Annotated in this window: 12 protein-coding genes; 1 reads left to right on the top strand and 11 read right to left on the bottom strand. The window is 29.6% G+C overall.

Features of this window, described 5'->3' with window-relative positions; translation table 11 throughout:
- Positions 1–4: 4 nt before the first annotated feature.
- The 5 genes from ptsP to ACF3NF_RS00895 all read right to left on the bottom strand — a co-directional run bounded on the left by ptsP (position 5) and on the right by ACF3NF_RS00895 (position 4,263).
- Positions 5–1,708 carry a phosphoenolpyruvate--protein phosphotransferase gene (gene ptsP, locus ACF3NF_RS00875; protein ID WP_394023393.1) on the bottom strand — a complete coding sequence of 568 codons (1,704 nt, stop codon included), beginning with the start codon at positions 1,706–1,708 and terminating at the stop codon, positions 5–7.
- 64 nt (positions 1,709–1,772) lie between these two features.
- Complete coding sequence (locus ACF3NF_RS00880) at positions 1,773–2,033, bottom strand: HPr family phosphocarrier protein (protein WP_394023395.1); 261 nt, start codon at positions 2,031–2,033, stop codon at positions 1,773–1,775.
- A 60-nt stretch (positions 2,034–2,093) separates the two neighbouring features.
- Entirely contained in the window at positions 2,094–3,095 is a 1,002-nt protein-coding gene (locus tag ACF3NF_RS00885) for a LacI family DNA-binding transcriptional regulator (RefSeq protein WP_394023397.1), read from the bottom strand.
- Positions 3,096–3,146: 51 nt separating this feature from the next.
- Positions 3,147–3,590: a hypothetical protein gene (locus ACF3NF_RS00890; protein ID WP_262122210.1), complete on the bottom strand. Its 444-nt coding sequence runs from the start codon at positions 3,588–3,590 to the stop codon at positions 3,147–3,149.
- Positions 3,591–3,600: 10 nt separating this feature from the next.
- Positions 3,601–4,263, bottom strand: a complete 663-nt coding sequence (locus ACF3NF_RS00895; RefSeq protein WP_394023399.1) for a YtxH domain-containing protein — start codon at positions 4,261–4,263, stop codon at positions 3,601–3,603.
- A 441-nt stretch (positions 4,264–4,704) separates the two neighbouring features.
- Between ACF3NF_RS00895 and ACF3NF_RS00900 the strand changes: the two genes are divergently transcribed.
- Positions 4,705–5,490, top strand: coding sequence for an NAD(+)/NADH kinase (locus ACF3NF_RS00900; RefSeq protein ID WP_394023401.1), 786 nt, complete (start codon positions 4,705–4,707; stop codon positions 5,488–5,490).
- Here the strand turns inward: ACF3NF_RS00900 and ACF3NF_RS00905 are convergent, their stop codons facing one another.
- The 6 genes from ACF3NF_RS00905 to ACF3NF_RS00930 all read right to left on the bottom strand — a co-directional run bounded on the left by ACF3NF_RS00905 (position 5,491) and on the right by ACF3NF_RS00930 (position 14,700).
- Positions 5,491–7,020 carry a peptidoglycan D,D-transpeptidase FtsI family protein gene (locus tag ACF3NF_RS00905; protein WP_394023403.1) on the bottom strand — a complete coding sequence of 510 codons (1,530 nt, stop codon included), beginning with the start codon at positions 7,018–7,020 and terminating at the stop codon, positions 5,491–5,493.
- Complete coding sequence (locus ACF3NF_RS00910; protein WP_394023405.1) at positions 7,013–8,272, bottom strand: FtsW/RodA/SpoVE family cell cycle protein; 1,260 nt, start codon at positions 8,270–8,272, stop codon at positions 7,013–7,015. The genes ACF3NF_RS00905 and ACF3NF_RS00910 overlap by 8 nt, the downstream gene beginning before the upstream one ends.
- Positions 8,265–8,768 (bottom strand): FHA domain-containing protein, encoded by a 504-nt coding sequence (locus ACF3NF_RS00915; RefSeq protein WP_394023407.1) that lies wholly within the window; start codon positions 8,766–8,768, stop codon positions 8,265–8,267. The genes ACF3NF_RS00910 and ACF3NF_RS00915 overlap by 8 nt, the downstream gene beginning before the upstream one ends.
- A 105-nt stretch (positions 8,769–8,873) precedes the next feature.
- Positions 8,874–10,568: a phospho-sugar mutase gene (locus tag ACF3NF_RS00920; RefSeq protein WP_394023409.1), complete on the bottom strand. Its 1,695-nt coding sequence runs from the start codon at positions 10,566–10,568 to the stop codon at positions 8,874–8,876.
- A gap of 9 nt (positions 10,569–10,577) precedes the next feature.
- Entirely contained in the window at positions 10,578–12,458 is a 1,881-nt protein-coding gene (gene pulA, locus ACF3NF_RS00925; protein ID WP_394023411.1) for a type I pullulanase, read from the bottom strand.
- Positions 12,442–14,700, bottom strand: coding sequence for a glycogen/starch/alpha-glucan phosphorylase (locus ACF3NF_RS00930; protein ID WP_394023413.1), 2,259 nt, complete (start codon positions 14,698–14,700; stop codon positions 12,442–12,444). The genes pulA and ACF3NF_RS00930 overlap by 17 nt, the downstream gene beginning before the upstream one ends.

A 14,700-nucleotide genomic window follows, 5' to 3' on the forward strand; every position in this document is an offset into this window, starting at 1 on the left:
CTTTTTAGTTATGCTCTTTCACCTTTTCTTCTACTTCTTCTGGAGTCTCTATATTTAAAAGTGAAATCGCAAATTCCTCTTCTTCTTTTTGATGTGATTTTATTATTGTATCTTTTACTTCTGCAATTTTTGATGCTGAAGCAGAAAACTCATCTAATCCTAAACCCAGAAGTAATTTTGTAGCTTGTGTATCTGATGCAAATTGGCCACACATTCCAGTCCATTTTCCTGTCTTATGTGATTGATCAATTACATGTTTTATAGCTCTTAAAACAGCTGGGTTATAATTTGAGTAAAGGTCAGAAATATTTTCATTTCCCCTATCTACAGCTAGAGTGTATTGTGAAAGGTCATTTGTACCAATTGAGAAGAAATCAACATATTTTATAAATTGATCAGCCATAAACACTGATGCAGGAGTTTCTATCATAATACCTACTTCAAGATTTTTGTTGTATTCAACCCCATTTTGATCTAACTCACTTTTAATTTCTTCAATAATTTCTAATGTTCTTTTAAATTCTGAAATATTGATGACCATCGGAATCATTATTTTTAGATTACCAAATGCTGATGCCCTAACTAAGGCCTTAAGTTGAGTTCTAAAGATATCTTCTCTATCTAAACAAAGCCTAATTGCTCTATATCCTAAAAATGGATTTTCTTCAACTGGGAATGTGAAATAATCTAAGCCTTTATCACCACCTATATCCAAGGTTCTAATAATAAGTGGTTTTTGTCCAAGCATTTCTGTAGCTTCTTTATAAACTTCAAATTGTTCTTCTTCAGTTGGAAAATGATCATTTTCCATGTATAAAAACTCTGTTCTAAACAAGCCTACTCCATCACATCCATTTTCAATGGCAATTTTCAAGTCTTCAAGGTTTCCTATATTAGCAGCAACCTCAACTTTTTTACCATCTTTTGTTATAGCTTCTTTATCTTTAACCTCCTTTAATCTCTCTTGTTTTTCTTTTTGTACTTTGATTTTTGATTCATAGTCAGATATTAAATCTTCTGAAGGATTTAGGATAATTACTCCCTCATTTCCATCTATTATTGCTTTTTCTCCCCCCTGTACTTTTGTTGAAATATCTTGCATACCAACTAAAGCGGGAATATCTAAAGTTTGTGCGATAATAGATGTATGGCTTGTTTTTCCACCAAGATCTGTAGCAAATCCTGCTACGTTCTCCTTATTCATATTTGAAGTATCTGATGGTGTTAATTCTTTAGAAATTACTATAGAGTTTTTTTCAATTAATGATAAATCTTTAGGCTTGATGCCTTTTAATTTATACATTAATTGATAGCCTATATCTTTATAATCACTAGCTCGCTCTTTTAGGTATTCATCATCAATTTGGCTCATAATTTCCACCATTTCATTAACAGTTTCATTTAAAGCCATCTCAGAGTTTTTCAATTCATTTTCAATTTTTGAATTTATTGTATCTGAAAAGTAAGGATCTTGTAATAATTCTTTGTGGGCGTTTGCAATATTAATTTGAGCTTCATTTGCACCTTCAGTATTATCTAGCTCGCTAATGTAATCATTAATAGATGTTTCAACACGATTTTTTTCATTTTCAATCATGTTTTCTTCTATCTTTGACTCATCAATTGTTACTTCTTCCCTATTAAACAGGTAAATAGTCCCAATGGCTATTCCATTGCTTGCTTTTATACCCTCGTACCTTGTATTCATATTTATCCTTTCCTAATTATTTATAAAAAAAAGGATACTAATCAGTATCCTAAAATGTTAAATATTATTCTGATAAGTTATTAATAAAATCAACTAATTCATCTGCAAATTTATCTTCATCTTCTCCTTCAACTACTAAAGTAATATCAGTTCCTTTAGCAATTCCAAGGCTCATAACATTAAAGATTGATTTTGCATTTGCTTCTTTACCTTCTTTAATAATTTTTACTTCACCTGGATAATTTTTAACAAATTGAACTAGTGATGCAGCAGGTCTTGCGTGTAAACCAGTTTCATTTTTTATAACAACATTTCTTTCAGCCATATTTTCCTCCTCTTATATCTATATATATTATAGTGTTTTATAAACGTTTTTTCAACTAACTTATTTACTAGATTCCCTTGCTACAATAGTACATTCTATTACCCAATCATCAAGCAATATTTCTTCTTCATGCTTTATTCTTTTTATGAGTGCTCTTATAGCAATAGCTCCTATATCATAATATGGAATCGAAACCGTAGTTAAGTTCGGCCTATAAATATTTGCAATAGAAGAATCTCCAAATCCAACTACGGATAAATCATCTGGAACTTTTATTCCATTATCAGCACAATAGTCAATTAATCCTATTGCCATTTCATCATTCATAAGTGAAACTGCAGTAATATTGTTATCCTTGCAAATTTTTATAGCTTCCTTGCCTATGTTATACCCATCATTGCTTGATAATCCATCAATTTTTAGTACAAAATTTTCTTTGTTTAATTCATCAGCAGCTTGGTTGTATCCCGCAAATTTTGCATTATTAAGTACATTATCTTCGCTATTTCCAATATATAATACATTTTCATGACCTAAGTCATAAAGATATTTTATAAGTTTATACTGTTCCTTGCTATAATCAATTTTGACAGTGTTAAGATTTTTATATGCATGATATTTATCTAGCAATATAAAAGGAACTCTTGTTTCACGAAGCTTTATCAAAGTTTCATCTGTAAGATTTTCTGTAATAATTATCAATCCCTCAACTTGTTTTGTAGCTAAGAAATCAATAGAATTGTTAAGTGCTTCTTCGTTACCGTATGAACTTTGAAGTAGAATATCGTAATTGTAAACTCTTCCTATCTCTTCAATTCCTCTAATAAGCTGAGCCATATATTCGATTCCAATATCTTCAACTATGACACCTACTAAATTAGATCTTCTCATTACTAGAGATCTTGCAAGTTCATTTGGCTTAAAATCTAGCTTTGCTATAGCATCTAAAACTTTTTGCCTAGCTTCAGGACTCACTGGTTTTGAGTTATTCATAACTCTAGAAACTGTAGATATTGAAACTCCGGCAAGTTTGGCTACATCTTTAATTGTTGGTTGCCCCATATTTACCTCTTTTCAAAAAAAAGGTCATCTCATGATGACCTTAATTTATAATTATCTACCTGATATTACGTTTTTAACTATATCAACAACATCTATAACTAAGCTTGAATAATCACCTACTGATGCAATTCCTGCACCAACTGTATCAATACTATCTATAGCTGTTTCACCAACATAGTTTACTGTGTCTCTAATATCATCAGTGATACTATTAACATTAGTCATAGTGTCATTTGCTTTTGCTATAGCCATTCTCAAGTTAGGATCTTGAACAACTGTATTTACGTTGTTAACTAACATATTGGCTTGATCAACAACACCAGGAAGTTTGTCAATTACTTGATCAATATTATCTTCGTTTTTGTCTAGTACTCCATGGATTTTTTTAACTAGTTCATTTGCACTTTTTAGTGTCAATATTAAGTAAACAAGTGCAACAATTCCAACAATAGTTAAAATAATGTTTCCAAGAAGATTAAAGTTAATTGTTAGCATTTAAAACTCCCTAGTTATTTTTATTTTTTTTATTTTCGATATCTTTTTTTACTTGTTTAAGATTTTCTTTAGCTTCTTCAGCTTCATCTTTTGTTTTATCGATAGCTTTGTCAGCATTTTCTTTTATTTCTTCTTTACCTTTGTTTGCTTCGATGGTGATTTTTTCACCTTTTTCATCAGCTACATCTTTAACATCTTCAGCACCAGCTTTAACATCATCTGCTACATTACTTGCTGTGTTAGAAACAATTTTTGATACTTCAGAAGCACCTTCAGAAAGATTGTCTTTTACGTTTCCAGCTGTTTGTGCAATTTGATCTCCAGTTTGTCTAGCGATTTCTTTTCCGTAGTCAAATCCTTCTCTAACTGGTTCTAAATCTGTGTAAGCTCTGTATTTGATATCTTCATAAGTATCTTTAGCATTATCAACTAAATCAGTTGAAGTTTCTTTTACAGTTCTTACTGTTTCATCAAAAGCTTCACCGATGTCTTCTCTAGTTTCTTTACCAGATTTTGGTGCTAATAAAATACCTGCTGATACACCAATTAATGCTCCAAGTAAAGCCCCTTGAGTTCTCATTCTGCTATCATGATTTTTAGCTTTCCAAATTTCATATTTGATTTCTCTTTGTTTAGCTCTTGCTCTGTCTTCAATATAATCTGCTATTGACATATATATTCACTCCTTTAAATTGTACTAATTATTATATACCCAGATAAATTCCTATATAACATTAATATATAAAAAATAACAAAGTTTATAAAAAATCCTAAGGTGGCCCTTACTTTAATACCTTCGTTTGTGTGAAGGTGGGCAAGCTGCCTAGCATTTCTGAAGTCCACTCTACGGAGGCATGTCATCCAAGCTAGGACTACGCAATCCCTTATAAAAGTTGTAGGTTTAAATTCGGACCTGTTTGCCTTAGGATAAGTTAATTATAATATATCGTTAAAATATTTGCAACAAAAACTTTTTCATTAATGTTGACTTTTTATCTAAATTACAACGTTAATGGCTTAGAAAAGTATTTCCAAATTTCAAAATTTATTTTAGTTATATTTATATTTATGATTTTCCTAACTATGTTATAATAACTGTGAGAGGTATAGATAAATGACAAATATTATCAATGTTTTTAAAAATAGATCAAAATTTAGTAAAAGTGTATTTTATAAAACCAAAGAAGCACTTGAAAAACACGGCTTTGCTGTAAGTAATTCTTATGATACTGAGGCTATTTTAAACCTAGTTATTGGAGGTGATGGTACTTTTTTAAAAGCAGTCCATGATACGAATTTTACATCCATTCCTTTCATAGGCATTAATACCGGGCATCTAGGTTTTTACCAAGAGGTTGAAGCAAATGAAATAGAAGACTTTATACTTGCTTTTAAAAATGGCCAATATCAAACTCAGGAGCTTACTATATTACAATCTACGGTAAATAAGAAAAGATTCGATTCTTTAAATGAAGTTGTTGTAAAAAGTAACAAAAATCAAATTGTAAGATTAAAAGTTTTTATAGATGGCAATTTTATAGAAAATTTCTCTGGTGATGGATTAATTATTTCAACTCCACATGGATCTACAGCTTATAACCTTTCTTGTGGGGGTTCAATTCTTCATCAGTCTTTGAAGGGTTATTCTCTAACACCTATTGCTCCTATTTATTCTAACTTAAATAATGCAATAATTAGCCCCATTGTCTTGCCAGAAGATGCTACTGTGGAGATTTTAGTTTCTAAAAGAGATAACTACCACACTGTATTTATATTTGATGGTAAGGAGTATAGCAGCAAGGATTATAAAATTACTATAAAAGTTTCAAATAAGACAATAAAAAAACTTATTCTTGATAAAAACCATTATTGGTCAAATATCAAAAATAAGCTTATATAATTAATCTAATCTCACTTGATTAAATATGTCTCTCATAAGATTTCTCGCTATCGGTGCTACAGTGACACCACCAGTATCAGCTGCATCTTCGATAACTATTGCAATAGCAATTTGTGGATCATAGGCTGGTGCAAAACCAACAAACCAGGCATCGATAAATCCATTTGATTTATCGGTGGTACCAGTTTTTCCTGCTACTTGGATGCCATCAATATAAGCAGCTTTCCCAGTTCCTTCATTTACTACATCAACCATCATATCCCTAATATTATTTGCTCGTCTTTGACTTGTTACAATTGATAATTTTTCTTCCTTGGCCTCATATAATTCTTTTCCTTCTTTGTCAGTAATTGTTTTTACAAGTCTCGGTTGCATCATAACTCCATCATTTGCTATCGTAGAAGTTACCATTGCCATATGCAGTGGAGTTACCTGACTTTTACCATAACCAAATCCTGTCATCGCAAGATCTACTTGATTTAACTCTTTATAAGGAATTATGGAGTCGTATTTTTCTAAATCAAATGGATAAGTTTTATTAAACATATAACGATCTGTCATATTTGCTAAAGTTTCCTTGCCCATTTCATTCGTTTTAGCTGCAAAATAAGTATTTGAAGAATACATAAAAGCTTTTCTTAAGTCAAGATTTCCAAATACCAATCCATCAAAGTTTTTAATCTCAAAATTTTGTATTAATTCTGAACCTGTATCCTCATAATTTTCATCAATATTACTTTCTAACATTGCATTTGCAGTTACAATTTTAAAAGTTGATCCAGGTCTATATAGTCCAGTTGTAGTTCTATTAACAAGGGGTCCATTATTATTTGCAATTAGATTATCCCAATTTGCATCGATGTTGTTTGGATCAAAGGTTGGATTTGAAACCATAGCGAGTATTTCACCTGTTTTTGGATTCATAACCACTGCTGCACCAACGTGATCACTCATATAATTATAAGTTAAATTTTGAATGTTTTGATCAATTGTCAAATGTAAATCATTGCCCACATCGTTTGTAACTACCATTTTTCTAAAATTACTCATATTTTCATCTTTTAGATTAAGTAGCCATTTATTAAATGTTTTTTCAATGCCAGTTTTACCATAGGTTTTTGAATTATATCCAGTAACTGTTGATGATGCTTTTCCATAGTTATAATGTCGATATTGATTACCATTTTGATCGTAGTCACTATATGCTAAAACATTGTCATTTCTATCTAAAATTTTGCCGCGTGCAATTGTATCTTCATTTATCCAATTTCTACGGTTATTGTCATTGCTCGCTATTGATTTTGCTTTAAAAAGTTGAAAGTAAACTAGGTATAAGGCAAGCCCCATAAAAAGTAACACAAAGAAAATCATTACAAAAAGTAGTCTCTTGTTTAGAGTTGATTTTGATAAAACCTTTAACTCTCTACTATTTTTCAATCTTTGGTTTTCTTCTTTTCTTTTAATTTTGTCTAAAAAACTCTCATTTGATGTACGTTTTTTATTTGCCTTTCTATTATTATTTTCACTCATCTGTCTCATCTCCATATTTTATATCACTTGCACAATATTGTAGGCATCCTAGGAGGATAAAACCTGAAAGCATTGATGACCCACCTTGGGAAATGAATGGCAAGGTTACACCTGTAAGAGGAATAATTTTTAACACGCCCCCAAGAATTATAAAAGTTTGGAAAGCAAATAATACTCCAATACAAAATGCAAGTATAGATAAAAATTTATCTTGTTGAATTAGGGAAATTTTAAATGATCTGTATACTAAAATCATAAATAATAGTATAACAGCAAGTCCCATAAATATGCCCATTTCTTCGGAAATCGCAGAAAATATAAAGTCTGATTCTGCAACAGGAACATAATCTGGATGACCTAGTCCAATGCCAGTACCAAAAAGACCTCCACTAGCAGTTGCAAATAGTGCTTGAGTTATTTGATAGCCTGTAACATCAATATCTGACCATGGATCTAACCATGTTGCAACCCTTACTCTCACGTGTCCAAACATAAAGTAAGCTAGGATAGATCCAAAAATCATTGCTACAATATTTAATGTTATTAAAACCCTATCTTTTTCATAAACAAATTGACTTAATATCATAAGCCCAAAAAATATAAGGGCAGTTCCCAAGTCTTTTTGTAAGAATAGAAAACCAATAAAAATATATATTACAATATTCATATAGTATCTACCAAAAGGCTTCATAGAAACTTCATTATATCTTGAATAAAAGCTTGCCACAAAAAATGCCAAAGGTATTTTAATAAATTCAGATGGTTGTACAGTTATTGGCCCTAAAATAATCCAGTTTTTGGCTCCTCCAAGGTATGAACCAAAAACAAGGGTTGCCATAAACAAAGCTACTGAAATAATCACATAAAATAAACTTATCTTATTCCAAAACTTAAATGTCTTTAGAATAAAAAAAGTTAAGAAAAATAGAACTATACCTATTAAGTAAAATTGCAATTGTCTTTTTCCATAAGATGGATTTAGCCTATAAATCATGGCTACCCCTATAGCAAAAAGCATATTTACTATAAGCAGCAAAATGTTATCTGCCTTGGTAATCTTGGGTGTAAGAATAGTTGATAAAACAATTACAACCAAAATAGCTATGTAAGTGTAAAAATCAGTTGCACTTACATTTGAAATATTAAAAATTAAGGCTAGGGATAGGGCTAAAAATGAAAAGATAAAAAGTAGAAAAATTGATTTTCTTATATATTTTTTTTCTTTTTGTTCTACATCTAAAGTTTTAAGCATTTTCTTCACCTTGGATAAATAAGAATTGCATTTGTCCTATATGGATAATGTCATTTGACTTTAGTTCAATCGCATCTTCTATTTTTTCATCATTTAAAAATGTTCCATTTGCAGATTCTAGATCTTCTAAGAAATAAATATCCTCATCTTGGATAATGCGGGCGTGAAACTTGGATAAATACTTATCCTTGATACAAATAGTATTTCTATCGTCACGTCCAATAGTGTTGTCCTCACCTATAAAATAATATTCTTGGACTATAAATCTAAATCCATCATTTCTATTTAGTAATTTTAAATAAGTATCTGATTCTTGTTCTTTTTTTAATGTTGTTCTTACGTCATAGTAAATAATTCTAATAATAGAATATATAAAATAAAAAACTACTATAACAAAAATGTATTTTAATATTGTTGAAAATAATTGGTATAGGGTTAAATTTCCTATAACTTGTACTGAAAAAACATCATCAACAGCTTTCAAAAATTTTTCCATATAAACCATCCTTTACGATTTGTATATATTTTACCACATATGATTTATTTTTGAACTTGATAAATGTTTAAACAAAAAAACTAGGGCTAATACCCTAGCTTTGATTTATTCTACACTGTCAATTATTTTTTGCATTTGATTTTCTAATTGTTCTTTTTTATCGTTTGCTGCTTTTTCATTATCCTTAGAAACTGCGTTGATATATAGTTTTATTTTTGGTTCTGTACCTGATGGTCTAATAGCTACCCAAGATTCATCTTCAAAGTAGTATTTAAGTACATTTGATTTTGGAAGACCTGTTTCATCTAATTTATAATCTATAATTTTTTTAGTTTTTAAATCCGCTAGAGATTCTATAGGATTGTTTCTAAATTCTTCCATGATTCTACCTATGCGAGCTTTTCCATCGAGCCCTTGTAGGGTAATAGAGATAACATCGTTTGAGTAGTATCCGTGTTCTTTATACATATCATCTAGTACATTTAGTAATGATTTTCCTTGTTTTTTATAATATGCCGCCATTTCTGCAATCATCATTGCAGAGTTTACAGCATCTTTATCTCTAACAAAGTCTTTATAATTGTAACCAATTGATTCTTCAAAACCAAAGATAAATTTTCCGTCGTTATTTTTCTCAAGTTCATTTGCTACGGCATAGATGTTTTTAAATCCAGTTAGTACATCATATTTTTTGACACCATACTTTTTAGCAACCGGAGCTATCAAATCACCAGTTACAATCGACTTAACAACTGCTCCATTTTCAGGAAGTTCTCCATTTTTATCAAGAGCTTCTAAAATGTAGTTTGTAAGTAGGGCACCAATTTTATTTCCAGTTAAAAATACAAAATTTCCATTTCCATCATTTATTTCTACTGCACATCTATCAGCATCAGGATCGGTTGCAAGTAGTAAGTCTGCACCAACCTCTTTTCCTAATTTTTCTGAATATTCAAAGGCTACTGGCATTTCTGGGTTTGGATAACCCACAGTAGTAAAGTTTGGGTCTGGGTTTTCTTGTTCTGGAACAATGTGGATATTTTTGAATCCTCTTTCATCAAGTATTCTTCTAACTAGTTTATTTCCAGTTCCATTAAGAGGTGTATATACAATATTTATATCTTTGTCAATATCTTCATTTATAGTACAATCTAAGACTTTTTTTACATAATCTTCAACCACACTTTGATCTACCCATTCAATAATTGCATCATCAATACCTTTTTCAAAATCTAAACGTGGAATTTCAAAAAAATCAGGGTGTTCGGCAATATGGCCTAAAATTTTATTAGCAGTTTCATCTAGAATTTGGCTTCCTTCTGCATTATAAGCCTTATATCCATTATATTCCATAGGATTGTGGCTAGCTGTTATCATTACTCCTGCTGATGTTTTTAAGTGTCTGACTGTAAAAGATAAAACAGGTGTAGGTTGTATTTCTTTATGGATATAAACTTTTATGCCATTAGCTGCAAACACTTCTGCAGTTATTTTTGCAAATTCTTCTGACTTGTGACGTACATCATAGGAAATAGCAACACCAGCTTTTTTTGCATCTTCTCCCATTTCAGCAATTGTATCAGCAAATCCTTGACTAGCTTGAGCTACCATATACTCATTCATACGATTTGTTCCAGCACCTAGTTTTCCACGAAGACCTGCTGTTCCAAATTCCAGTGAATTATAAAACCTATCTTTTATTTCTTCATCATTTCCTCTAATTTCTTCTAACTCTTTACGGGTCAAATCATCAAATTTTTCATTATTTAACCAAGATTCATAATTTTTTATATAATCCATTTTTTTCTCCTAATATATTTTATATACATTTACTGATAACTTATCGAGGCTGATATCCTCTTCTATATTATTATTTTTACCCTCTTTATCAAAAATTTTCTCTATTATAAAATCATTATAGCCTATAAAAGAATTTAATCTTTTAGTATTAATAAACTTTTCTTCAAGTCCTGCATTAATAGCAACTAAAATAAATCCTTTTTCGGCTTTTATTTTATAAATTATAAGAGAATTTTCTAAATTATCCATAAAACTTAAAGATTTTCTAATATGATCAGGGTCTATTTTATTAAATACTTTTATATTTTTTCTAAGGGCAATTATGTCTTTTGTATAATTAAATACGTCTATGTTTTCCTGCTTATCATTCCAATTAATAGCATTTATAAACAAGGGTGAATTGTAGGAATTTCTGTCATTATTTTTGCTATGGTTAAATTCATTTCCTTCATATAAAAACGGTTTACCAAAGGATAACATTATCAATCCTATAGCAAGCTTTACATAATCATTTATATTGTCTAAATTACTCAATGAAATTTGTAATTTATCATATAAAATTAAATTGTCATGGCAATTAAAATAGTTTACTGTTTCAGATGCAAAGTCAGTAAATCCCCATCTTTTTTTATCAAAATGTATTGATCCAGCAATTGCCTCTTCTATAGTCGGTTTAAGAAAGTGATTACCTTGAATATAGCCTATTCCAAATGAATTTGTATCACCCTTTATAGCATCCCTATATATATCATTAAAAACTCCAAAACCATTTGATTTTTGGGATCCCTTTACAATTTGCTTTTCATAAGGCAACGTTGTACCAAGGGCCATCCATGGCTCTCCATAGATGATTAAATTTGGATTTATTTCCTTTAACTCCTCTAATGCAATTTTTATAGTGTCTATGTCAATTAAGGCCATCAAATCAAAGCGGAATCCATCAATCTTATACTCCTTGACCCAATGTTTTAAGGAGTCTATTATTAGCTTTCTAACAAAGGGTCTTTCACTTGCAATTTCATTTCCAACACCAGATCCATTTGAAAATGTTCCATCATTATTCATTCTGTAATAATAATTTGGCCCCAAAGTATTTAAATTGGAATCATATGACTTAAAAGTATGGTTGTAAACTACATCCATGATTACAGCAATATTTGCTTCATGTATAGCTTGAATCATCTTTTTGAGCTCATAGACCCTTGATTTTGAATCTTGTGGGTCAGTTGAATATGATCCTTCAGGAGCAAAGTAAAGTTCAGGATCATAACCCCAATTGTAATTATCATCATCAAAAAATCTATCGCTAGATTCATCTACACTTATAAAGTCATAGATTGGTAATAATTGCAAATGTGTTATGCCAAGTTCTTTCAAATGTGAAATACCTGTTTTAAATCCATGGTAACTAGTATTTTTTTCGCTAAGTCCTAAGAATTTTCCTCTGTTTATAACTCCGCTGCTTTTATCGGCTGTGTAGTTTTTAACTGACATTTCATAAATAATTGCTTCTTCTTCGGGTATTTGTGGCACTATACTTTTTCTAAACCCCTCAGGATCAGTTTCTCCCATATCGCAAACCACTGAATACATTGAGTTTATAGAACTTGTAAATGAATAAGGATCAGTTACTTCAAATTTATCATCTACAATATAAGAATAATAATATCCATCCAAATCTCCACTTACTTCTGTCTCCCAAACTCCTAATTCATTTTGCTCCATTGGATAAATATCTTTTCGGGTTTTTTTATAATCAGTACTTAATGCAAGCTTTACACTTTTTTCTGGAGCAAAGACTCTAAAGATAGTTTTTTCTTTAGAGTAAATGGCTCCTAATTCATAGTCTTTTATTTCTTCATAGGTAAGTTTTCTATAATTTTTTATCAAAACTCATATCCTTTTTTATGTGATTTAAATTAAATTCATTGGCCCATAAAATATTTTTAATCTGTTTTTGAGTCCAAATTTCTCGATTCAAATAGTCATTGGATATTTTCTTTCTAATATTAATTAAATTTTCCAAGTCTAAAAATATTTCAAAAGAATCATTATACAAAATTATTTCTTCATATAAGCTTTTGAAATCATAAGGAAAGTTTTCTCGAGATTCTTTTAGCAAATTTTCTATAGTATATTTTACTATTTTGTTATGATTAATAACATCCTCTAATTTATAAGATTTATTTTCTCGTCTCTTTTCATAAGTTTTGTAGCTATCATCTAAGAGATAAAATTCATTATCCTTTTCTATATTATCCACAATGCCTCCTCTAGTTGACATTATATTTGACATATTGAATATAGAATTTAAAATATCAAAATTTTGGTTATCGTAAAGTGGATAAGTCAAATTGGAGTAGACATCACAAGCTGGATATAATTTTCTTAAATCTCCAACTGATAGATTTTCTACATATACTATTTTTAATTTTTCTCTAATTACCTTATCAGATTCTAATAGATTTTTTAAAGCAATTATAAATTTAATAGTTTCTTTTGCCATAAAATAACCTTCGTTGGCTTTCCCTGAAAAAATATAAGTCTTTGGGATTGCATATGCATTTCTGTTATCTCTTAAAAAGTAAAATTCATAAGCGATAGCCATTGCATTTAATATCTGTCTTTTGCTTTCATGCATCATAGATAATTGCATATCAAATATTGAGTAAGGATTTATATTTTTTTCTTTATCACTTAATGATTCTACAAATGATTTTTTATTCTTAAATTTAATTTTCTCAAGTCCATCTAAAAAATCCTTATCCTTAACAAGTAATTTGAATTTATTAAAATCATCAGTTTTTGTAATATCTATATCATAGTTTTTCAAATACTCAGTCAGATTAGAATTAGCACTTTTAGCATACATTAGCCTGTCTGTACCAAGATTAACATGGGAGTAACTCCTATTACTTTTTCTATTATCAGATAATGATTTTGATAAAAAAAAGTAATCCTTACTTAGGGCTATATTTATATTTCTAAAGATCACAAAGCCATCTTTAATAAATGGATTGAAATTTTCTTCAGCTATTAACTCGTTTTGAACATCAGTTATGGTTGTTAATATATCAGGATTCATTTTCCTAATTTCATCAACTGGATAACGTTCCAAAGAATCATCAGTTATTGAAAATACCAAATGATAAAAAATATCTCTGGTGTATTGAATAGCTAGTTTTGTAGAAAAATTATGGTCAGATTTTAATATTCTTATAAATTCTATAAGGGCAAGTGTTGGATGAATATCATTTATAATTACATTTGTTTGCTTATTAATATTTTTTATATCTTTATAATATAAGATATATCGACGAATGAAATCTCTCATAGCAGATGCTGAGAAAAAATATTCTTGTTTAAGCCTTAAAATCTTACCTTCATAAGAAGAATCATCTACATATAAAAATTCTGTAATTGCGCTATTATTGATGTAATCATCATATGCATCTATAATATCACCTTTTGAAAATTTGCTTAAACTAATACTTTTACTTGGTTCTGACTTAAATAATCTAAGGGTATTTATAAAACTTGCATCATCAGAGATTACTGGCATATCATAGGTTATAGTTTTATGCTTTTTTCCATAGATTTCTATTTCATTTGTGAAAGATTTTCTATGTTCCCAATTAGATCCATTTTTAAGCCATGATGATGTTTCTGCTCTTTGCATCCCATCTTTTATCACTTGTTTGAAGTTGCCAGATTCATAACGTAAGGCATAAGCAGTTGCTTTTATTTTTTTGTTTGAAAGTTCATTTATCAAATAAGATGAGCCTATGCCCATATCTGCAATTCCTAGATCTGGTTCTGGATCATGTTTCAAAATATTTTCATAAGAAAATCCCATTTCATCGAGAGCTGATCTAATTTCAGATTCTAAATCTAATTTATATATTACATTTCCTAAAAATCTACCAGGTAGGTATTCAAAGCTTAAAATGTAAACTTCATAACCTTCTTTTATTTTCTTTGTATCAACCCATTTTTTGCCAACTATCTCCATAAGGTATCTACAAAGACAATCATAAATCTCATTTTCCCTAGCCGTTTTTATGTATTTAGCATAAAAAGAATACAAATAATTTTGTATTCTTTCTATAATTATTTCTTTATTTGTAATCAT

It is taken from the genome of Anaerococcus martiniensis, from assembly GCF_043187485.1.
In the GTDB taxonomy this organism is placed as follows: Bacteria; Bacillota; Clostridia; order Tissierellales; family Peptoniphilaceae; genus Anaerococcus; species Anaerococcus martiniensis.

Bases quoted from the DNA above. Each gene is read 5' to 3' on its own strand.
- ACF3NF_RS00880 (WP_394023395.1), bottom strand. From the start codon at position 2,033: ATGGCTGAAAGAAATGTTGTTATAAAAAATGAAACTGGTTTACACGCA.
- ACF3NF_RS00885 (WP_394023397.1), bottom strand. From the start codon at position 3,095: ATGGGGCAACCAACAATTAAAGATGTAGCCAAACTTGCCGGAGTTTCA.
- ptsP (WP_394023393.1), bottom strand. From the start codon at position 1,708: ATGAATACAAGGTACGAGGGTATAAAAGCAAGCAATGGAATAGCCATT.
- ACF3NF_RS00900 (WP_394023401.1), top strand. From the start codon at position 4,705: ATGACAAATATTATCAATGTTTTTAAAAATAGATCAAAATTTAGTAAA.
- ACF3NF_RS00905 (WP_394023403.1), bottom strand. From the start codon at position 7,020: ATGAGTGAAAATAATAATAGAAAGGCAAATAAAAAACGTACATCAAAT.
- ACF3NF_RS00890 (WP_262122210.1), bottom strand. From the start codon at position 3,590: ATGCTAACAATTAACTTTAATCTTCTTGGAAACATTATTTTAACTATT.
- ACF3NF_RS00915 (WP_394023407.1), bottom strand. From the start codon at position 8,768: ATGGAAAAATTTTTGAAAGCTGTTGATGATGTTTTTTCAGTACAAGTT.
- ACF3NF_RS00895 (WP_394023399.1), bottom strand. From the start codon at position 4,263: ATGTCAATAGCAGATTATATTGAAGACAGAGCAAGAGCTAAACAAAGA.
- ACF3NF_RS00920 (WP_394023409.1), bottom strand. From the start codon at position 10,568: ATGGATTATATAAAAAATTATGAATCTTGGTTAAATAATGAAAAATTT.
- ACF3NF_RS00910 (WP_394023405.1), bottom strand. From the start codon at position 8,272: ATGCTTAAAACTTTAGATGTAGAACAAAAAGAAAAAAAATATATAAGA.
- ACF3NF_RS00930 (WP_394023413.1), bottom strand. From the start codon at position 14,700: ATGATTACAAATAAAGAAATAATTATAGAAAGAATACAAAATTATTTG.